16 protein-coding genes are annotated in these 20,854 nt (G+C 38.5%); 13 read left to right on the forward strand and 3 right to left on the reverse strand.

The window, feature by feature from the left end; genetic code table 11:
• Positions 1–80: 80 nt before the first annotated feature.
• Complete coding sequence (gene pfkA / locus ACSHZO_RS08845; RefSeq protein ID WP_298247102.1) at positions 81–1,067, forward strand: 6-phosphofructokinase; 987 nt, start codon at positions 81–83, stop codon at positions 1,065–1,067.
• A complete protein-coding gene (locus tag ACSHZO_RS08850; protein ID WP_298247103.1) occupies positions 1,067–1,432 on the forward strand; it encodes a methylglyoxal synthase in 366 nt (121 codons plus the stop codon). The genes pfkA and ACSHZO_RS08850 overlap by 1 nt, the downstream gene beginning before the upstream one ends.
• Here the strand turns inward: ACSHZO_RS08850 and ACSHZO_RS08855 are convergent, their stop codons facing one another.
• Positions 1,433–1,816, reverse strand: a complete 384-nt coding sequence (locus ACSHZO_RS08855) for a RidA family protein (RefSeq protein WP_298247104.1) — start codon at positions 1,814–1,816, stop codon at positions 1,433–1,435.
• An 11-nt stretch (positions 1,817–1,827) separates the two neighbouring features.
• Complete coding sequence (locus tag ACSHZO_RS08860; protein ID WP_298247105.1) at positions 1,828–4,476, reverse strand: putative LPS assembly protein LptD; 2,649 nt, start codon at positions 4,474–4,476, stop codon at positions 1,828–1,830.
• 186 nt (positions 4,477–4,662) lie between these two features.
• On the opposite strand from ACSHZO_RS08860, the gene ACSHZO_RS08865 reads away from it, so the two are divergent.
• The 7 genes from ACSHZO_RS08865 to bshA all read left to right on the forward strand — a co-directional run bounded on the left by ACSHZO_RS08865 (position 4,663) and on the right by bshA (position 13,592).
• Entirely contained in the window at positions 4,663–5,787 is a 1,125-nt protein-coding gene (locus ACSHZO_RS08865; protein ID WP_298247106.1) for an N-acetylmuramoyl-L-alanine amidase family protein, read from the forward strand.
• Between the two features lie 56 nt (positions 5,788–5,843).
• Positions 5,844–6,797, forward strand: coding sequence for an MlaD family protein (locus ACSHZO_RS08870; protein ID WP_298247107.1), 954 nt, complete (start codon positions 5,844–5,846; stop codon positions 6,795–6,797).
• A 7-nt stretch (positions 6,798–6,804) separates the two neighbouring features.
• Positions 6,805–8,145, forward strand: coding sequence for a (Fe-S)-binding protein (locus ACSHZO_RS08875; RefSeq protein ID WP_298247108.1), 1,341 nt, complete (start codon positions 6,805–6,807; stop codon positions 8,143–8,145).
• 29 nt (positions 8,146–8,174) lie between these two features.
• Positions 8,175–8,966: a (Fe-S)-binding protein gene (locus tag ACSHZO_RS08880; RefSeq protein ID WP_298247109.1), complete on the forward strand. Its 792-nt coding sequence runs from the start codon at positions 8,175–8,177 to the stop codon at positions 8,964–8,966.
• A 79-nt stretch (positions 8,967–9,045) separates the two neighbouring features.
• Positions 9,046–9,531 (forward strand): ABC transporter ATPase, encoded by a 486-nt coding sequence (locus ACSHZO_RS08885; protein ID WP_298247110.1) that lies wholly within the window; start codon positions 9,046–9,048, stop codon positions 9,529–9,531.
• Entirely contained in the window at positions 9,531–12,458 is a 2,928-nt protein-coding gene (locus ACSHZO_RS08890) for a glycoside hydrolase family 3 N-terminal domain-containing protein (RefSeq protein ID WP_298247111.1), read from the forward strand. Before ACSHZO_RS08885 ends, ACSHZO_RS08890 begins: the two co-directional genes overlap by 1 nt.
• Positions 12,459–12,461: 3 nt before the next feature.
• On the forward strand, positions 12,462–13,592 hold the full coding sequence (bshA, locus tag ACSHZO_RS08895) for an N-acetyl-alpha-D-glucosaminyl L-malate synthase BshA (RefSeq protein WP_298247112.1): 1,131 nt from the start codon (positions 12,462–12,464) through the stop codon (positions 13,590–13,592).
• 46 nt (positions 13,593–13,638) lie between these two features.
• On the opposite strand, the gene ACSHZO_RS08900 is transcribed toward bshA, so the two are convergent.
• Positions 13,639–14,136, reverse strand: coding sequence for an outer membrane protein (locus tag ACSHZO_RS08900; protein ID WP_295181084.1), 498 nt, complete (start codon positions 14,134–14,136; stop codon positions 13,639–13,641).
• A gap of 140 nt (positions 14,137–14,276) precedes the next feature.
• Between ACSHZO_RS08900 and ACSHZO_RS08905 the strand changes: the two genes are divergently transcribed.
• The 4 genes from ACSHZO_RS08905 to aroC all read left to right on the forward strand — a co-directional run bounded on the left by ACSHZO_RS08905 (position 14,277) and on the right by aroC (position 20,838).
• Positions 14,277–17,192 (forward strand): FAD-binding and (Fe-S)-binding domain-containing protein, encoded by a 2,916-nt coding sequence (locus tag ACSHZO_RS08905; RefSeq protein WP_298247277.1) that lies wholly within the window; start codon positions 14,277–14,279, stop codon positions 17,190–17,192.
• 109 nt (positions 17,193–17,301) lie between these two features.
• A complete protein-coding gene (locus ACSHZO_RS08910) occupies positions 17,302–19,257 on the forward strand; it encodes a PAS domain-containing sensor histidine kinase (RefSeq protein WP_298247113.1) in 1,956 nt (651 codons plus the stop codon).
• A 7-nt stretch (positions 19,258–19,264) separates the two neighbouring features.
• On the forward strand, positions 19,265–19,651 hold the full coding sequence (locus ACSHZO_RS08915) for a response regulator (RefSeq protein WP_298247114.1): 387 nt from the start codon (positions 19,265–19,267) through the stop codon (positions 19,649–19,651).
• A gap of 122 nt (positions 19,652–19,773) precedes the next feature.
• Positions 19,774–20,838 carry a chorismate synthase gene (gene aroC, locus ACSHZO_RS08920; protein WP_298247115.1) on the forward strand — a complete coding sequence of 355 codons (1,065 nt, stop codon included), beginning with the start codon at positions 19,774–19,776 and terminating at the stop codon, positions 20,836–20,838.
• The last annotated feature ends 16 nt before the right edge of the window (positions 20,839–20,854 follow it).

Below are 20,854 nucleotides of genomic sequence, written 5' to 3' on the forward strand. Positions count from 1 at the left end.
AAATAAATAAAATCTGGGAGTTCTTTTGATTGGCATCCTAAGATTTAGTTTGTAGTTTTAATCTATTAAGAAAATTATCAATGAGTAAGAAATTGAAAAAGATTGGGGTGATGACTTCCGGTGGTGATTCTCCGGGAATGAACGCTGCAATTAGAGCGGTTGTAAGAACCTGCGCATATTATCATGTTGATTGTGTTGGATACTATCGTGGTTTTCAGGGAATGATCGCGGGAGATAGTACTCCATTAACTGCGCGTAGTGTACGAAATACGATCAACCAGGGTGGAACCATATTACAGTCGGCCAGATCCAAGGAATTCATGACCGAAGAAGGACGGGCTAAGGCTGCTGCCAACCTCAAGAAAGAAGGAGTAGACGCCATGATCCTTATTGGAGGTGATGGAACATTTACCGGAGGTCAGGTTTTTAGCAAGGAGCATAATATTCCAGTAATTGGTGTGCCTGGAACTATTGATAACGACATTTTTGGAACTCATTATACCATTGGTTACGATACGGCATTGAATACAGTTATCGAAGCTATTGATAAGATACGTGATACGGCAAGTTCCCATAACCGACTATTTTTTGTAGAGGTAATGGGTAGGGATGCAGGTTTTATAGCATTGAATACCGGTATTGGCGCTGGTGCTGAAGAGATTTTGATTCCTGAAGAAGATCTTGGTTTGGATCGACTACTGGATTCTCTGGAACGTAGCCGAAGAGCTGGAAAAACTTCCAGTATCGTAGTGGTTTCTGAAGGTGATAAAATAGGAAAGAATGTTTTCGAACTCGCAGAATATGTAAAAGAGAATCTGCCATTTTACGATGCTCGGGTAACTGTTTTAGGACATATTCAAAGAGGAGGAAGGCCTTCCTGTTTTGACAGGGTTTTGGCGAGTAGGCTAAGTGTCAAAGCTGTCGAGCTGCTATTAGACGGAAAGCGTGACCTGATGGTGGGAATGATGAATAATGAAATTGAAAGCTGTAGCCTGGATCAGGCATTAAAAGGAAAGCATAACATTAATAAAGATCTATTACGTATTTCTGAAATACTCTCAACTTAATGAAGACAATAGCGATCATTGCACATGACGGGAAGAAACCTGAAATGGTTCAGTTTCTAAATCAGTTTAGCGAAGTTCTAAATTCTAAGGAAATTAAGATCATCGCCACCGGAACTACTGGTGCTAAGACCGAAGCTGCAGGTTATAAAGTAGAAAAGTTACTCTCTGGTCCTTTGGGTGGAGATGCTCAGATTGCTGCCAGAATTGCTGAAAAGCAGGTCGATATGGTCATCTTTTTTAGAGATCCACTGGATAAGCATCCTCACGAACCAGATATTTTTATGCTCATGCGATTATGTGATGTTCATAATGTTCCCTTAGCGACAAATCCTGCAACTGCCAGACTTTTAATTCAAGGTCTGTAATTAGAATTTAACCGCGATCGCGCTAATTTCAACATTTACGAACTTTGGAAGATTTGCAACTTCCACAGTTTCTCTTGCCGGAGCATTTTCTGAAACGAAATATTTAGCGTAGACTTCATTGATCTTTCCGAAGTTATTCATGTCACTAATAAAAATTGAAGTTTTGACTACATGATCAAGGGTCAAACCAGCTTCAGTTAGAATAGCCTTCAGATTTTCCAAAACCAGTGTTGTTTCAGCTTCAAGATCTTCAGTTTTTAGATCACCGGTAGCTGGATCTATCGCAATCTGTCCGCTTATATATAAAGTATCTCCAGCGAAAATTGCCTGGTTGTAAGGTCCTATGGGTGCCGGAGCATTGTTAGTCTTGATGATATTCTTCATAACTGATTATTTTATAAGGTTCTATCGCGATCCCGTCGCTTTTCATATTTAATATCACTTAATACGCTCGCCTTGATCCTGATCAGGAAGTTCCATGACTTTCTAGGGCCAAAAGGAACCCAGCTAAAACTCATCAACCAGCTATCTAGATCACGTTGAAAACGTAATTGAGTAGGAGTAACACCGCTGTTTACAAGGTCGTAACCTGTACTCGCTCCAATTTTCCATTTTGGTGCGATTTCTATGTTTCCATTAAACATTAATGAATGCGCAGATACGGTATTCTGTCGGGCAGAATTCGTGTAATTCATAGCATAAGCTACACGAACATCCCATGGGATATTATAATTGTACCATCCATTTTCATTCTCCTCCTCATCACCTTCGAAAGGATCTTCATCGAAAAGACGGCCATCTTCGCCCATTCCTGTTCCGAAGAGATCATCAGGACGTCCACCATTTCTATAGGTCTCATTGTCCATATCATCGGTTTCTTCGTCTTCAACGCCTTCAAAATCCTTGTTGGAAAAGGAATAGCCAAAGTTTATTGTTCCCGCGGTAAGTCGAAATAAGCTTCCGCCGTTTTCAATATTCAGCTTATCGATCCTGCGATTATTGTTATCCAGAGCGTATATATCTAAATTTCCTCCAAAGTTAATGTCTAGCTTATTTTTGATCACCGGAATGGAACCTCGAAGTGAAATAGGGGACAGGCGCAAGGAATCTCCAGCAAGATTATAACTTGTTCCTATACTGAAGTTATTCAGTAAAGTGATCTTTTCCGGTTCTATAGCAGTACTATCTTTCGACCTAACCTTGGCTTCAATAGTATTACTTAAGCTGAAGCCCAGTGAACTGGAAAAATTTCTTCCTGGTGCTCCATATAAAGTTCCGTCAAACCTGGAATAATCCACGATTTCTTCAATGAGCTCTCCATTTTCATCTTCAGATTCCTGAATATACTGATCATAAAACCGATCAAAACCTGGATTGATATTATAACTGACTGAAGGTCTCATGACATGGCGAATCGCCTGTATTTTTTTATCCTTTCCGAAGGTTTTCCTACCATATAACGTAGTTCCAAGGCTAGTATTGAAGTTGTAGGTACGATACGAGTCAAAACCTTTAATTGTGTCTATCACGACATCATCCAGTACAGGATCGTAAGACCTTTCAAAAGTTCTGGAAACCCAGGTTTCTTCATAGCTGGTACCTGTGGAAACACTTAAATATTTAAATAGCTTAAAGTTCGTATTTAGCGGAATACTATGTTGGGCGCCCAGCCTTGCATCATCGAACATTTGCGGAGTCAGAAAAAGGGAGTCTGCAGTATTGATCTGGTTCTCTGCCCGTAAGTTATACTGAAGGTTAATATTCTCAATAAAGCCTTTTTTACTACCTGTAGCCGGAGCCAGAGGATAGATACGAGACATACTTAATTGTAAGGTTGGCAAACTAAGATTCACCGAATTAGTTCTGGTATTTTGGGAGTGACGCGCGGCCAGACTTAAATTCACCTGAGGTTCACCAGGAAATGTCTTACTGTATGAAACCGAAGAGTTTAATTCATTATTCAGGTAATTCCCTGTGTTTGCCTGATTAATGGATTCGGCATAATACTCGCTGCTCCCTAAGTTTACTGAAGCTGAAAACCTGGAATTAGGACTGGCTTTTGGATCCTGACTATGAGACCACTGGATGTTATAGCTGGATCTTTCAGCAAAATCGGGGAAGCCTCTTTCACTCGTGAATAACTTTTCAAACCTTACTCTCGCATTTCCACGATACTTATACCTGTTTGCGTAATTGGATGAAAATTCCAGAGTGTAAGAGCCGTTCGTGTAATAACTACCTAAAGCCAGTAGATCCACATAATCACTAATAGCAAAATAATAACCACCATTCTGAAGGTTGTAACCATACTGGGAATCTCCAAACGACGGAATAATAAAACCTGAAGTTTCTTCGTCTGTTAAAGGGAAATATCCAAAGGGAAGTCCTAGTGGAGTAGGAACATCGGCAATGTACATGTTTACTAGTCCGGTCACGATCTTCTTCTCAGGTACGAACTTGATCTTCCTCGCATAGAAAAAATACTCCGGGTTATCCACATCCTGAGAAGTGGTAAACCGAACATTCTTCATGAAATACACCGAATCATTTTCCCGTTTGGTCACCATCCCTTTTACATTAAAGTCGGCTTCCTGGGTTCGGGAATTGTAAACCAAAGCTCTTTCAGTATCAAAATTGAACCGAAGTGAATCTGGCTCTACTTTTCTATTCGCCTGTGTGAAAATAGGTTTTTGTATATATTCTCCCAAGGAATCCTCAATTCCATAGGCGAAAAACTCATTCTTATTATTATCGATAACAATGAGTCCTGCCTCTATGGTCATATTACCATAGACGATCTTTGCTTCGTTATACAGGTAGATCTTATTTTCTTTTGGGCTTAAGCGCATGTAATCTTTGGCGCTATAATCTACAACATCGGTAATAAACTGGGGTTTTTTGACTGAATCCTGTTTAATGGTATCGGTAACCTGCAGGTTCTGGGCGATCTCTTCAGGATTAACTGCGGGAGCAATACTATCCTTCTGACTTTCAACAGGGATCGAGTTATTTCCAATCTCCTGCGCATGCAAAAGCGAGGTCATAAATAGCGTGAAAACTAAGCAAAAAAGTGTATTGGGGATATTTGTTTGCAATGCTTTAAGTGCTATTTTTGTACGGATTGGCGTGCTTTTTGCAAATCCAAAATTACATATATTTTTTTAGCTGAGTTTTGAGACTGCAGGAAAAATAGCAATAAAATATTCACCCCACACAAGCGTTAGCTTTCTATGAGAACGAACTTACTTAATCTTTTCGTATTCACAAGCCTTTTCTTTGTTACATCAATGGCAAGTTTTTCTGCTGAAATCCCTCCAAATCTGGATGAATTTGTAGTAGTTCTCGATGCTGGTCATGGCGGAAAAGATCCCGGTAACATGGGTAATGGTTATAAGGAAAAGGATATTGCGCTAAGCATCATCCTGAAGATTGGTGCCGAGCTTGAAAAATATAAGAATATAAAGGTAGTATATACCAGAAAGTCTGATGTGTTTGTAGAGCTGTTCGAGAGAGGTAGAATTGCTAATGAAGCGAATGCAGACCTTTTTGTGTCTGTACATTGTAATTCTCATAATTCCCAGGCTTCAGGAACCGAAACTTTTGTACTTGGACTTAATAGGAATGAGACTAATTTTGAGGTAGCGAAAAAAGAAAACTCGGTGATCTATTTAGAGGATAACTATGAAGTTACTTATGCCGGGTATGATCCTAATTCACCTGAATCTACTATTGGGCTTACGATCATGCAGGAAGAATACCTGGATCAAAGTATTTTGCTTGCAGATCTTGTTCAGAAACAATTTACCAATACACTAAAGAGAAAGAATAGAGGAGTTAAGCAAATGGGATTAATTGTTCTGCATCAAACCTACATGCCGAGCGTTCTTGTGGAGACTGGTTTCCTTACAAATAACCAGGAGGGACCTTACCTTAATAGTTCTAGAGGGAAAGATGATATGGCCCGTGCAATTACCAATGCTATTCTAAATTACAGTAAAACCATTAATTTAAGTACCCTGGAGCAAGTAGCTGCAAATCAAGCTAATGAAACTGTGGATAAGAGAGTTTTACCGGAATCCCAGGTTTTTAAAGATGTACTATTCAGAGTGCAACTTGCGGCCGGCTCAAAGAAACTGGATACTAAACCTTACAACTTCAAAGGAATTAAGGGTGTAAGCAGGGAGAAAGAAGGTAAACTTTACAAGTATTATTATGGAGCAACTTCAGATTATCTCAAGATTCAGAGAATGCATAATGAAGCAGTAAAAAATGGATACACAGATAGTTATATCGTAGCCTTCAGGAATGAACAAAAAATAACGCTTAACGATGCGTTAAAATCAAAGCTAAAATAGAAGTGCTTTTCTATTTTTATTTCTAAATTTGTGCGTATTCACTTAAAAAATTGCTTTTGAAATATTCCAGAGAGGTAAAAACTGCCGTTCTAGCTATCGTAGCGATAGTTATTTTATTGTTTGGTTATAGTTTTCTCAAGGGAGAAAATCTCCTCGCCCAAAATCGAATTTTTTATGCTGAATACGATGATGTAGAAGGACTCTCACCATCTTCTGAAGTTACTATCAACGGTCTTAAAGTTGGTCAGGTAAGCAGCATAGAGTTCAAAGATAATTCAGGAAGACTTGTTGTAAGTTTTACTGTAAAAAATGATTTCAAGTTTTCGAAGAATAGTAAGGTGAACATTTATGGTGGAAGTATCATAGGTGGGAAATCTTTAGCTATTGTACCAAATTATGATCAGAAATCTGAATGGGCTCAGTCTGGAGATACACTCGAGGGAGATAAAGAAGAAGGGATCATGGAGCTTGTGAATGATAAACTGACTCCTTTACAGAATAAACTGGAGAATACGATCACCAGTGCAGATTCAATGTTAACGGCCATCACAGAAATTTTAGATGACTCTACCAGGAACAATATTCGCGGTACTTTTAGAAATCTTGATGCTACCGTATCATCATTTAGAGTGACCGCAGATGAGCTTCAGGGTATAGTAAAGGGAAATAGTTCTAAGATTGATCGAACGTTTACGAATCTTGATGAGATGTCTACGAACTTCAATAAGTTTTCAGACACTTTATCTACTATGAATATTGGCAAGATCACCTCAGATCTTGAAAAGGTAATTGCAGATTTTGAAGGAATCTCGAATAAACTAAACAGCAAGGAAGGAACCGCAGGAAAATTGATCAATGATGATGCTGTCTATAATAACCTGGATCAGGCAACCAAACAGCTAGAACAACTCCTACAGGATATCAAACTTAATCCAAAGCGCTACGTTCATTTCTCAGTTTTCGGTAAGAAACCTGGAGAATATGAAGAACCGGAAGATTCCTTAAAATAAATCTATCATGCAAATTGTTTCGCAAATCCTATTTGTGATCGCTCTTTTAGTGGGCGTTGGCTTTTTCGCCAGAAATATCAAAAGACTTATTCGAAATATCAAATTAGGTCGGGAAATCGATCGAACAGATAATGGTGGAGAAAGATTTGCCAAAATGGCCAGAATAGCATTAGGGCAGAGTAAAATGGTAAAAAGACCGGTTTCCGGTTTTCTACATATTATCGTTTACGTGGGCTTTATTATTATTAACATAGAAGTTCTCGAAATCGTTATCGACGGAATTTTTGGCACTCATAGAATCTTTTCTTTTCTAGGTGGTACTTATGATGTCCTCATCGCAAGTTTCGAAATCTTAGCTTTCCTAGTTTTTGTTGGAGTAGTGATCTTCTGGATACGTAGAAACGCACTTAACATCTACCGCTTCCTTGGTCGTGAACTGAAAGGCTGGCCAAAGAATGATGCAAATTACATCCTGTATTTTGAAATGGTGCTAATGGCATTATTTCTTATTATGAATGCTACAGACTATCAACTGCAAATGAATGGAGCAGATCATTATGCTTCAGAAGCAGGTATAATGGGAAGCTTTCCAATAAGTCAGTTTTTACTTCCTATTTTGGACGGAATGAGCAACGCGACACTTATTATCATTGAAAGAGCCGCCTGGTGGTTACATATTCTTGGAATTCTATTCTTTCTTAATTATTTATACTACTCAAAACATTTACATATCCTACTAGCATTTCCAAACGTATATTTTTCAAAACTTAGTCTTCAGGGGAAATTTGATAATCTGGAGTCAGTGCAGAAGGAAGTAGCGTTGATGATGGATCCAAATGCCGATCCTTTTGCAGCTCCTGCAGAAGGCGAGGATGAAGGAGAGCCGGAAAAATTTGGAGCTTCAGATGTCTTTGATCTCAACCAGGTTCAATTGCTGAATTCCTATACCTGCACAGAGTGTGGAAGATGTACTTCTGAATGTCCTGCGAACCAAACCGGGAAAAAACTTTCTCCAAGAAAGATCATGATGGACACTCGTGACAGGCTCGAGGAAGTAGGTGAGAATATTACCAAGAACGGAAAATTTGAAGATGACGGTAAGCAATTACTTGATGACTATATTCTTAGAGAAGAATTATGGGCATGTACTACCTGTAATGCATGTGTAGAGGCCTGTCCTGTGGGGATCGATCCATTATCCATTATTCTGGATATGAGAAGATACCTGGTAATGGAGCAAAGTGCCGCTCCTAATGAGTTATCCATAGCGATGACAAATATTGAAAACAATGGTGCACCATGGCCTTACAACCAGATGGACCGTTTGAACTGGGCCAAAGAAAATTAATACATTAGAATTATATAAAGATCGATAATATGGCAGAAGCACTCAAAGTACCTACAATGGCAGAATATATGGCAGAAGGCAAAAAGCCTGAAGTTCTGTTCTGGGTTGGTTGTTCGGGAAGTTTCGATGATCGTGCTAAAAAAATCACTAAGGCATTCGTAAAACTTTTGAATAAGGCTGGAGTGGACTTTGCTGTTTTAGGAACCGAGGAAAGCTGTACCGGGGATCCTGCAAAAAGAGCTGGAAACGAATTTCTTTTCCAAATGCAGGCTGCTACCAATATTGAGGTGTTGAATGGTTATGAGATCAAAAAGGTGGTTACTGCCTGTCCTCACTGTTTCAATACCATCAAAAATGAATATCCAGCTCTTGGTGGAAATTACGAGGTAATGCACCACACTCAGTTTTTAAAAGATCTTTTGAATGAAGGTCGTCTAAAGGTTGAAGGAGGAAAATTCAAAGGAAAAAGAATTACTTTCCATGATCCATGTTATTTAGGTCGCGCAAACAATGAATATGAAGCTCCTCGTGATCTTCTGCGGAAGCTTGAAGTTGAGCTTGTTGAAATGCGCAAGTGTAAGAAGAATGGCTTATGCTGTGGAGCCGGAGGAGGACAAATGTTCAAGGAACCTGAACCAGGAAACAAGGATGTGAACATCGAACGTACTGAGCAGGCTATGGAAGTGAAACCTGAAATTATTGCCGCTGGTTGTCCATTCTGCAATACCATGATGACAGATGGGGTTAAGAACAAGGAAAAGGAAGATAGTATCGAAGTTATGGATGTTGCTGAAATGATCGCCAACGCAGACGAACTTTAAATTCTAAAAGTTAAAAGACCAGTCTCTATTTGACTCCAAGGCTAAATCAATTAGATTTGTGTGAACACAAATTTAGCCTATGTTAGTACCATTTGATAGCCTTTCAGAAGATTCAAGAGTTTGGATTTATCAGGCAAATAGATCTTTTACAGAAGATGAATTACAGGAGATCTCATCAAGATTAGACCAGTTCATTGAAAGATGGACGGCACACGGAGGAGATCTTAAGGCTTCCTACGATATCAAGTACAAAAGATTTATTACAATAGCCCTGGATCAGAAATTGAATGCTGCAACAGGTTGTTCTATCGATTCTTCCGTGCAATTTATTCAACAACTGGAGAAAGATTACGATGTGGATCTTCTCGATAAAATGAATGTATCCTATAAACAGGGAGAATTCGTTGCTTATAAAACACTTACCGATTTTAGAAAAATGGCTAAGGATAAAGCGGTGTCCATGAATACGATCGTATTCAATAATCTCGTTAATACCAAAGCCGAATATCTTACAGAATGGGAAGTACCTGCTTCTGAGAGCTGGCATAAACGCTTCATGAAATAATGAAATTGAGAACCCTGTACCTCAAATTACCACTTTTACTCTTTTTGTTTTGCAGTCTTAGTGCTTTCTCCCAGGTAAAAAACCCATTGTTCACCAAAGATCATGCTGCTCAAAAGCATTGGGTGGATAGTACGTATGACTCCATGAATCTTAAGGAAAGAGTGGGGCAGCTATTCATGGCAAGTATCTGGTCTAAAAATGATAACGAAGCCGATACTATTCGTAAACTAATTGCTGAAAATCACATTGGGGGACTTATTTTTTCCAAAGGTGGTCCGGTGAAACAGGCTCAGTTGACGAATGAGTTTCAGAAGATGTCTAAAGTTCCATTGCTAATTGGAATGGATGCCGAATGGGGGCTTGCCATGCGACTTGACAGCACTTTTGCCTTGCCATGGAATATGACTCTTGGTGCTATACAGGATAATCAACTGGTTGAGGAAGCTGGTGCGGCTATTTCGAAACAAACCAGGAGATTGGGGGTACATTTTAACTTTGCTCCTGTAGTGGATATTAATACCAACCCAGACAATCCAATTATAGGAAACAGGTCTTTTGGAGAAGATAAATTTAATGTCACTGAAAAATCTCTTGCGTTTATGCGAGGAATGCACCGAGAGGGAGCACTCAGTAGCGCAAAACATTTTCCAGGTCATGGCGATACAGACTCAGATTCGCATAAGACGTTACCCACGATCAATTTTTCTGCGGAAAGGATCGAACGTGTAGAACTTTATCCTTATAAAAAATTAATTCCTGAAGGGCTTAGTAGTATCATGGTAGCACATCTCAACGTCCCAGATTTAGAGCCTACAGATGGTAAACCTGCCTCATTATCAAAAGATATTATCACAGATATACTGAAGAAAGAGCTTGGCTTTAATGGTCTTATTTTTACCGATGCACTTGACATGAAAGGTGTTTCGAGAAATATGGAACCAGGAGAAGTGGATCTTGATGCCTTTCGTGCGGGGAACGATATCCTGTTAATGAGTGAAGACGTTAGCAGAGCTTCTCAAAGTATCATGGATGCAGTAAATGATGGTACTATTAGTGAAAACCGATTGGCTCTTTCAGTAAAGAAAATATTATACGCTAAGTATAAAGCTGGTCTTGATAAATTTAAACCGGTTAGTACAAATTTCCTGATAGAAGAATTATATACTTCACGTGACGAAGCTTTACTGGAAGAGCTCTACGAAAACGCTGCAACGCTGATCAAAAATAATAAAGCTGTAGTTCCGGTTAAAGATCTTTCAGAAGAGAAGATTGCCTATGTGAATTTTGGGGATGACGATGGTAGTGCTTTTCTTCAGCAGCTAAAGAAATATGCGAAAGTAGATTGGGTTCAGGCAGATAAGTTGTCCTCCCTACTTGACAAACTGGAAGAATATGATCGTGTGATCATTGGTTTCCACAAATCGAATAGCAGTCCGTGGGCTTCCTATAAATTTTCAAATAACGAATTGGTATGGTTACATGAGATTGCCCGTAAAAATAAAACAATCCTGGCACTATTCGCAAGACCTTACGCACTACTTGATGTAAAAAGCTTTACGAATATTGAAGGGATCCTAATTGGTTACCAGAATCATCCATTGGCTCAGAAAAAGGTGGGTCAGATAATTTTTGGAGCAGCTCAGGCGAAAGGTCGTCTTCCGGTTAGCATCCAGAATGAATTTCCAGCAGGAACCGGTTTTAATACTAAGGATGTTGATCGTTTAGCTTATGGAACTCCGGAAAGCGTTGGAATGAATTCCCATAAACTTCAGAATATTGATAGTATTATTAATTATGCTATTTCAGAAAAAATGACCCCGGGAGCACAGATACTCGTTGCCCGGCAGGGAAAAGTGATATACCAGAAGAATTTTGGTTATCAAACTTATGAAGAAGAGTTGCCTGTGACCGATACTACGGTTTATGATCTGGCATCTCTTACCAAGATCCTGGCAACTTTACCGCTGGTCATGGAATTGGATGAGAAAGAAGTTCTTGATTTTGATACCACGCTTGGGGAATTACTTCCTTCTTTAAAAGGTTCGAATAAATCCAATATCAAATTGCAGGATATGTTGATGCATTATGCTCGATTGCAAGCCTGGATCCCTTTTTATATTTCTACCCTTGATTCTGAAACTAAGGGGCTTTCTGCCAATTATTATAACACTTTACCTTCTGAAACGTACAATACTCAGGTTGCAGACAATATGTTTATAAGAAAAGATATTGGTGACACAATTATTAATACGATCAGACTTAGCGATCTTGAGAAAACGAGGTCTTATAAATATAGCGATCTACCATACTATCTATTAAAGTATTACCTGGAGAGCTATTACGACTCTTCGCTTCAAAACATTACACAGGAACATTTTTATAAATCCCTGGGTGCTAACTACACTGGGTATTTACCCAAAACTAGGTTTGATAGCCTGCAAATAGCGCCTACTGAGAATGATCAATTATGGAGAAGGCAGGTTGTTCGTGGATATGTTCATGACCAGGGTGCTGCGATGCAAGGTGGAATTGGAGGCCACGCAGGTTTGTTTAGTACTGCAAATGATGTCGCTAAATTAATGCAAACCTATTTAAATGGTGGTTCTTATGGCGGGAAGAAATATTTACGTGAAGAAACTATTGAGAAATATAATACCTGCTATTATTGTGAACAGAATGTAAGAAGAGGTGTAGGTTTCGACAAACCACAGCTTGGATCTTCAGGGCCAACCTGTAACTGCTTGTCTATGAAAAGCTTTGGACATAGCGGATTTACAGGAACATTCGCCTGGGCCGATCCTGAAGAAGAGATAGTTTATGTATTTTTATCAAACAGAACTTTTCCTGATTCAACGAACAGGAAACTCATCAGGGAAGATATCCGGTCTGAGATCCAGAAAGTGATTTACGAATCTATAGATTTCTAATTAATGAAAATTGCAATTGTTTGTTATCCTACTTTTGGTGGTAGCGGAGTAGTAGCCACCGAGTTAGGCTTAGCGCTATCCAGACGTGGTCATGAAGTTCATTTTGTTACTTATAAACAGCCGGTAAGGTTGGAAACAATTTCCAGTCATATCAGGTTTCATGAAGTGAACGTTCCGGAATATCCGTTATTTCATTACCAACCCTATGAGCTTGCTTTAAGTAGTAAACTGGTAAATGTTATAAAAAACTACGGCATAGAACTTCTGCATGTTCATTACGCGATTCCTCATGCTTATGCTGGTTATATGGCTAAAAAGATGCTGGCTGAAGAAGGAATCGAAATCCCAATGGTGACGACTTTGCATGGAACAGATATCACCCTGGTTGGAAATCACCCCTTTTATAAGCCTGCAGTAACCTTTAGTATCAATAAAAGTGATTATGTTACTTCTGTTTCAGAAAGCTTAAAAGAGGACACCCTAAGGCACTTTGACGTCAAGACAGATATTGAAGTTATTCCTAACTTTATTGATGTATCTAAATTTCAGAAGAAAACATTTACAGACTGCCAGAGAGAACTGATGGCGCAATCTGATGAAAAAATTATTACACATGTAAGTAACTTTCGGAAAGTAAAGAGGGTTGATGATGTCGTAAAGATTTTCTTTGAAATTCAGAAATCTGTAAGTGCCCGTTTAATGATGGTAGGTGAAGGTCCGGAAAGAGAAACAGCGGAAAAACTGGTTCGCGATCTGGGTATGAGAGACAAAGTATTATTCCTGGGGCAAAGTAATGAAATTGATAAGATCCTGTGCTTTTCAGATCTGTTCCTTCTACCTTCTGAAACTGAGAGTTTTGGATTGGCTGCACTTGAAGCAATGGTTCACTCTGTCCCTGTAATATCCTCTAATACTGGAGGTTTGCCAGAAGTGAATAAAAATGATTTCTCAGGTTTTCTTCATGACGTAGGTGATGTATCTGCAATGGCTAACAGTGCTATATCAATTTTAGAAACAGAAGAAGTTCTACGGAAATTTAAAAGGCAGGCTGGAGAAACAGCAAGGGATTTTGATATCAATATGATCGTTCCAAGGTATGAGGAACTATACAATAAGGCTTTGAGTAAAGCATAAAAAAAGGAGCCAATTGGCTCCTTTTTTCTTTTTATCTTCTCCTCAATTAGAATTGGTATCTAATACCTAAAGCAACATCTGGAGTAAATTCATTGTGATCATCATAATCTGAAAATCCAATTTCAGGTCTGAAATCTAATGATAACAATAGTGGGAAATCAAAATTATATTCGATCCCTACGTTACCAGCCAGTAATGCAAAAACACCATCATTACGATCTATATCACCACCTCGGTTGTCATCGTAATTACCAAGTCCCGCACCAGCACCTGCGTACCAGTTAAAACCTCCTTCAATGTTCCATACCCATTGGTACAATCCAACAAGCTTGATAGCATCGTAATTGCTATCATTTCTCCATCCAAGATCGAATTCTAACCTGTTGTTCTCACTTGTTGCTCTCTGATATGAAACTTCGGCGCCAAATCCTCCACCATCACCTACTCTTAAACCAAGTGCGTTTTGAGATATCTGCTGTGCATTGGCCTCATTCAGAAATACAGCTCCAAAAATAAAAGCTGCAAATAGAACTACTTTTTTCATGTTTGATTGTTTTAAATTTATCCTGGCAAATTTATGCCGTTTACCAATATGAGAACGTCCAGGCTAGTAAATGTATTGTTAATATTAATTAAGATTCTGTTAAGTAGGTAAACTGAAACTTCCTAAATTTGAGTATGAAAATGAAGAATTCCCTGCTGCAGCTTGCTAAAGATTTAGAAGGAGAGCTATGCCTTGATGAGCTCTGGAAAACTATTTACGCGACCGATGCTTCTGTCTATCGAGAAATTCCACTAGCTGTAAGCATACCAAAGTCGAAGCAAGATCTTATTAGACTTATAAGATTCGCCAGGGAAAATAAAATTACCTTGATCCCGAGGACTGCTGGAACTTCATTGGCTGGACAATGCACTGGTAATGGGATAGTAGTAGATGTGTCGCGTCATTTTACCGATATTATCAATATCGACCCCGAAAGCAAGACAGTAACTCTTCAGCCTGGAGTGATTCGGGATGATCTCAACCGAAAACTTTATAAGCATGGTCTTTTTTTCGGGCCTAATACTTCGACCTCTAACCGCTGTATGATAGGAGGGATGGTAGGGAACAATTCCAGTGGAACAACTTCGATCAGGTATGGTACAACCCGGGATAGGATCAAATCAATCAAAGCACTGTTAAGTGATGGAAGTGAAGTTGAGTTTAGAGATCTTACAAAAATTGAATTTCAGAAAAAATTAAAGATCAAGGGACTGGAGGGTGATATTTATCGTAAGATCCAGGATATACTTAATTCAGAAGAAAACAAAGAATCGATCATTAGCTATTTTCCTCCTATGGAACTACATAGGCGAAATACAGGCTACGCTCTGGATGAGTTGTTGCATACTGAAATATTCACGGATTCTGAAAGAAAACTGAATATCTGCGATCTCATTGCAGGTAGTGAAGGAACCCTGGCTTTTATTATTGAAATAACGCTAAAGCTGGATATTCTACCTCCTTCAGAAAAGGCGATGATCGCAGTGCATTTTCGTTCTATTGATGCCTGTATGCAAGCGGTAGTTCCAGCTATGGAGCATTCGCTATTTACCTGTGAGATGATGGATAAGATCATTCTCGACTGCACCAGTGATAATTTGAAATATCGTGAGAATAGATTCTTTATAGAAGATGATCCTGAGGCTATCCTGATGCTTGAGTTACGCGCAGAAACACAGGAAGCACTTGAGAAGAATCTGGAAGCTTTGATGAGTACACTTAAAAGTTCCAATCTTGGTTATGCTTTTCCCATTCTTTATGGTGATCAAATTGACCTCGCTCTGGATCTTCGGAAAGCTGGATTGGGACTACTGGGTAATATGAAGGGAGATCGCAAAGCTGTTGCATGTATTGAAGATACAGCTGTGGCCATCCTGGTACTGGCAGATTATATTGCGGAGTTTACACAGATCATGAAAAATTATGATCAGCAAGCCGTTTATTATGCACATGCTGGTGCCGGAGAGATTCACTTACGTCCTATTTTGAATCTGAAAAAATCTGAAGACGTTGGTTTATTCCGAAGTATTACGCTGGATGTAGCGAAACTGGTTAAAAAATATAATGGTTCTCTTAGTGGAGAACATGGCGATGGAAGGTTAAGAGCAGAATTTATTGAACTTATGTATGGTGAAAAAGTGTATTCTCTGCTGAAGGATATAAAGTTTGCTTTCGATCCAGATAATATTTTTAATAAGGGTAAGATCGTGGATGCACCTGCTATGGATACTTCTCTTAGATATGTTCCAGATCGTAAAGAACCCGAGATCGATACCATCATGGATTTTTCTGATGCTGAAGGTGTCCTGAAGCTAGCTGAAAAATGTAATGGAAGTGGTGATTGCCGAAAGTCGGTAGAAGCAGGAGGAACCATGTGTCCAAGTTACAGGGCGACCAGGGATGAAAAAGATACCACCAGGGCTCGTGCAAATGCTTTAAGGGAATTTCTTACAAATTCAGATAGGGAGAACAAGTTTGATCATCCAGAATTAAAGGAAGTGCTGGATCTATGTATTAGCTGTAAAGGATGTAAAAGTGAATGTCCATCCAATGTGGATATGGCAGCTCTTAAAGCTGAATTTCAATTTCAATATTACAAATCGAACAAACCTAGTTTAAGGGATCGAACTTTTGCGGGTATCACGAAGCAAAACGCTATGGCATCTAAAGTTCCTGGTCTATCGCGATTTGTAATGCAGAACAAATTTACTTCCAGAATAGCAAAAGAATTACTTGGGGTAGCGGTAGAAAGAGAACTTCCAGCAATTGGAAAGACTACGCTCAAAAAGTATTATCTGACCAATAAAGAGAAGCTCAAAGTTCAGGATCCTGTTAGAACTGTTTATCTATTTAATGATGAATTTACAAATTATCTCGATGTAGAAGTTGGTATTGATGCGCTCAAATTATTAAGTCGGTTAGGCTACCAGGTGATAATGATTGACCATCCTGAAAGCGGAAGGAGTTACCTTTCCAAAGGTTTTCTGGCTGAAGCAAAGAATTTGGCTAACGAGAATATAAGAATATTTAATCCCTTGATAAATAAGGAAACTCCATTGCTTGGAGTGGAACCTTCTGCGATCTTAAGCTTTAGAGATGAGTACCTACGACTAGCAGATAAAAAGGAATCTGCTAATGAGCTTTCTGAGAATTGCTTTATTATTGAAGAATTTCTGAAACAGGAGCTTGCAGTAGGTAATATTAGAAAGGAACAATTCACAAATCAGGCAGCAGTTATTAAAATTCATGGGCACTGTCACCAAAAAGCCTTATCCAATACCTCCCGAACTTTTGATATTCTTAATATTCCTGAAAACTATAAAATAACTATCATTCCTTCAGGATGTTGTGGTATGGCTGGATCTTTCGGTTATGAAAAAGAACATTACGAGATCAGTATGCGAATAGGGGAGAATTCACTATTTCCGGCTATTCGAAAGAGTAATGAAAGCACGATCATATCTGCCAACGGAACCAGCTGTAGACACCAAATTAAGGATGGCACTGGAAGAATAGCACAACACCCGGTAAGTATTTTATACAAGGCGCTTGCCTAAAGACGCAAAGTTTTGTTAATGCTTTATTAATTGTAATTCTAGGACTTTCAAAACATTAAATTTAGCCCTCTAAATTAAAACTAATAAGAGCTTCGAATACGGTATGTCAATGGATAAAGAAATGCGAATTAAGCAACTCGAAGAAGACTTACAACGGGCCAGGGAGAAAATTGATGAATTAGAAACTGCAAATATTAAGTTTGAAGCAAAAACTAATAGATCTCTATCTAATAATATTTTTGATTTAAAGGAATCGGTTATAGATAACATTCATCATCCTCTGGTAATCCTTGATGATAAACTTAAAGTTGTATTTGCAAATAAATACTTTCTTAAGACATTTAAAATATCTTCTGAAGAAGTTCAGGATACATTAATTTATGAAGTAAAGGCTGCTCAGTGGGATATTCCGCAGCTCAAAACTGTACTGGAAACAATTTTACCTTCAAATAGCAAAATGACAAATTTCGAGATGCAGGTAGAAGGCAATGGTGGTACAGAAAAGCACTTGCTTTTAAATGCTAGTGAAATACAGTTATCCGGGACTGATAGTAATTTTATATTACTAAGTATTGAAAATATAACCAAAAGAAAAATAGCTCAGAATAATTTAAAGAAGAGCCAGCAGCAATTCCGTGATCTATTTTATTCTACAACAAGTTTGATAGCGATATTTCATGGACCAGATCATGTGGTAGATATGGCCAACGATGCTATTGTTAAAGTATGGGGGAAGGGAAAAAAAGTAATTGGGAAACCTATTGTGGAGATCTTACCAGAGATTGAAGACCAAGGTTTGGTGGATTTATTAAACCGGGTTTATTCTACCGGTGAACCTTTTCATGCCGTTGAAAAACCTATTGCCTTTAATATTGACGGGGTTATAGAAGAAAGATATTTTGATATCCTATATCAACCACAAAGAGATAGTAATGGTAATATTATTGGAGTGGCAAATATCTCGAGTGATGTAACTAAACAGGCATTACTGAATAAACAAATCAGAAAAAGTGAGACTGATTTTAGACAGCTCGTTAATTTTATGCCTCATAAAATTAGTATAGCTGGACTGGATTCTAAGGTCAAATTTTACAATCAGAGTTGGTTGGATTATGTTGGACTAAACTTGAAGGAATTTTTGGAAAGACCGTGGTTGGATATTATTCATCCCGAAGATAAAGAAAGAGTTTCCAAGGAAGTAGCGCAACATTTGAGTAATGGTGAGTCTTTAGAGACTGAAATTAGGCTTCTGAATAAAAAAGGCGATTACTTGTGGCATCTCTGTCGCAGCAATCCTTTAAAGGATGTAGACGGTAAAATTTACTCATGGCTAACCTCCAGTACTGAAATTCAGAAATTAAAAGATGATGAGAAGCGAAAGGAAAGTTTTTTAAGGCTGGTAAGCCATGAACTCAAGACTCCAGTTACTTCCATTAAAGGCTACATACAATTGCTACAATCTATATTGCCTGAGAATGTAGAGACAGATTCTAAGAATATTCCTGTTAAACCATATTTACATAGAATAGAAAGCCAGATCGAAAGACTTATCCGGTTAATATCTGAAATGCTCGATTTAAGTCGAATTGAACAAAATGAACTAATTCTGGAGCTCAGCGATTTTCAATTGAATGAACAGATCGAAACGGTAGTTGAAGATCTTTCTTTTTCATATCGCGAAATGCAAATTGATATTAATCACATGGACCAAATATCTGTAAATGCTGATCGAGAGAGAATTGGGCAGGTTATAACTAATCTTATTACGAATGCTGTAAAATATTCTCCAGACGCTAAGAAAGTATCCATAAGGATTTTTAAGACTGATGAAAATCAAGCAGCGGTAAGTGTTAAAGATTATGGAATTGGTATTGCTTTGCAGGAACAACAACAAATTTTTAAACGTTTCTACAGAGTCTCTGGAAATAAAGATGAAACTTATGAAGGCTTCGGAATAGGACTGTATCTGTCAAATGAAATTATAGAAAAACATCAAGGAAAGATTGTTGTGAAAAGTGAACCTGGTAAAGGTTCAGAATTTACTTTTATATTACCCTTAAAATAAATGAAGAATGGCTAGAATCTTAATCGTAGATGACGATCAAACTATAGGATTAATGCTTAAAGATATACTTGAATTCTCAGATCATAAAGTTACTGTATCTCAGCAACCTAAGCTCACTAAGGAGAATATCTTGCAGCATGATATAGAACTGATACTTCTGGATAAACTTATATCTGGTGTAGATGGTACAGATGTGTGTGCAGAACTAAAATCAGACGAGGAAGTCGCTCATGTACCAATCATTATGATGTCTGCATTGCACAATGTAGGTGACCTTTGTAAATCTGTAGGTGCCGTTGAATTTATCCCAAAGCCATTCGATATGGAGACTCTTTTAAACAGAGTGTCTGAAGTTCTTGCGAGGGACAAAAGTGGAGAGTCCACAAGATCCTAGAAATTCATGGATTAAATAATATAATTCTAAATTAAGCATTAGCCTTTTCCTGCATTGGGAATATTTAGGATTCCACTTTCAAATATGTTCTTAAAAAATTACATTTGTTCAAAATCGAATAAATGGCAGGAAATTCTATAGGCGCACTCTTCAGATTAACTACGTTTGGTGAATCTCATGGTGTCGCTATTGGTGGTGTGATTGATGGATGTCCTGCAGGAGTTAAGATAGATATAGAGAAGATACAGCAAGACCTAGATAGAAGACGTCCCGGGCAATCTGCAATCGTGACTCAGCGTAAGGAGCCTGACACTGTAGAATTTCTGTCAGGAATTTTCGAAGGTCAGTCAACCGGAACACCCATTGGATTCGTAATTAAAAATGCGAATCAAAAATCTAAGGATTATTCTCATATAAAAGATACTTACAGGCCTTCCCATGCCGACTATACCTACGACGAAAAGTATGGTGTTCGCGATTACCGTGGCGGTGGAAGATCATCGGCCAGAGAGACGGCATGTAGGGTTGTTGCTGGTAGTATTGCCAAACAGCTATTAAATTCTCTTCAATTTAATGCCTATGTTTCTACTGTAGGTCATATTGAACTAAATAAAAAATACCAGGAACTGGACTTTTCAGAAGTTGAAAAAAATCCGGTGCGTTGTCCAGATCCTGCCAAGGCTAAAGAAATGGAGACTTATATCAAGGAAATTCGATCGAGTGGTGATACCGTTGGCGGAATCGTTGATTGTGTTATCCAGAATGTCCCTAAAGGTCTGGGTGAACCTGTTTTTGATAAATTACATGCTGAACTTGGTAAAGCGATGCTTTCCATCAACGCTGTAAAGGGTTTTGAATACGGCAGCGGATTTGCCGGAACTACCATGAAAGGTAGCGAACACAACGACCAGTTCAACCAGGATGGTTCTACGAAGACTAATTTAAGTGGCGGTATACAGGGAGGAATAAGCAATGGAATGGATATCTACTTCAGAGTAGCTTTTAAACCTGTTGCAACATTAATGCAAAAGCAACAAACAATCAATTCCAAAGGAGAGCAGGTATATATGCAAGGGAAAGGAAGGCATGATCCATGTGTTGTGCCTAGAGCAGTGCCCATCGTAGAAGCCATGGCCGCAATTGTTATGGCCGACTATTTTCTTCAGAATAAATCATCAAAAATTTAATAGCAGAACATTAGGT

Source organism: Christiangramia sp. 3-2217-3z (assembly GCF_051195275.1).
Taxonomy (GTDB): domain Bacteria; phylum Bacteroidota; class Bacteroidia; order Flavobacteriales; family Flavobacteriaceae; genus Christiangramia; species Christiangramia marina.

Excerpts from the sequence above, each read along its gene's own strand:
- aroC (WP_298247115.1), top strand. The coding sequence starts at position 19,774 with ATGGCAGGAAATTCTATAGGCGCACTCTTCAGATTAACTACGTTTGGT.
- ACSHZO_RS08910 (WP_298247113.1), top strand. The coding sequence starts at position 17,302 with ATGGATAAAGAAATGCGAATTAAGCAACTCGAAGAAGACTTACAACGG.
- bshA (WP_298247112.1), top strand. The coding sequence starts at position 12,462 with ATGAAAATTGCAATTGTTTGTTATCCTACTTTTGGTGGTAGCGGAGTA.
- ACSHZO_RS08860 (WP_298247105.1), bottom strand. The coding sequence starts at position 4,476 with ATGACCTCGCTTTTGCATGCGCAGGAGATTGGAAATAACTCGATCCCT.
- ACSHZO_RS08885 (WP_298247110.1), top strand. The coding sequence starts at position 9,046 with ATGTTAGTACCATTTGATAGCCTTTCAGAAGATTCAAGAGTTTGGATT.
- ACSHZO_RS08875 (WP_298247108.1), top strand. The coding sequence starts at position 6,805 with ATGCAAATTGTTTCGCAAATCCTATTTGTGATCGCTCTTTTAGTGGGC.
- ACSHZO_RS08880 (WP_298247109.1), top strand. The coding sequence starts at position 8,175 with ATGGCAGAAGCACTCAAAGTACCTACAATGGCAGAATATATGGCAGAA.
- pfkA (WP_298247102.1), top strand. The coding sequence starts at position 81 with ATGAGTAAGAAATTGAAAAAGATTGGGGTGATGACTTCCGGTGGTGAT.
- ACSHZO_RS08855 (WP_298247104.1), bottom strand. The coding sequence starts at position 1,816 with ATGAAGAATATCATCAAGACTAACAATGCTCCGGCACCCATAGGACCT.
- ACSHZO_RS08905 (WP_298247277.1), top strand. The coding sequence starts at position 14,277 with ATGAAGAATTCCCTGCTGCAGCTTGCTAAAGATTTAGAAGGAGAGCTA.
- ACSHZO_RS08890 (WP_298247111.1), top strand. The coding sequence starts at position 9,531 with ATGAAATTGAGAACCCTGTACCTCAAATTACCACTTTTACTCTTTTTG.
- ACSHZO_RS08915 (WP_298247114.1), top strand. The coding sequence starts at position 19,265 with ATGGCTAGAATCTTAATCGTAGATGACGATCAAACTATAGGATTAATG.
- ACSHZO_RS08850 (WP_298247103.1), top strand. The coding sequence starts at position 1,067 with ATGAAGACAATAGCGATCATTGCACATGACGGGAAGAAACCTGAAATG.
- ACSHZO_RS08900 (WP_295181084.1), bottom strand. The coding sequence starts at position 14,136 with ATGAAAAAAGTAGTTCTATTTGCAGCTTTTATTTTTGGAGCTGTATTT.
- ACSHZO_RS08865 (WP_298247106.1), top strand. The coding sequence starts at position 4,663 with ATGAGAACGAACTTACTTAATCTTTTCGTATTCACAAGCCTTTTCTTT.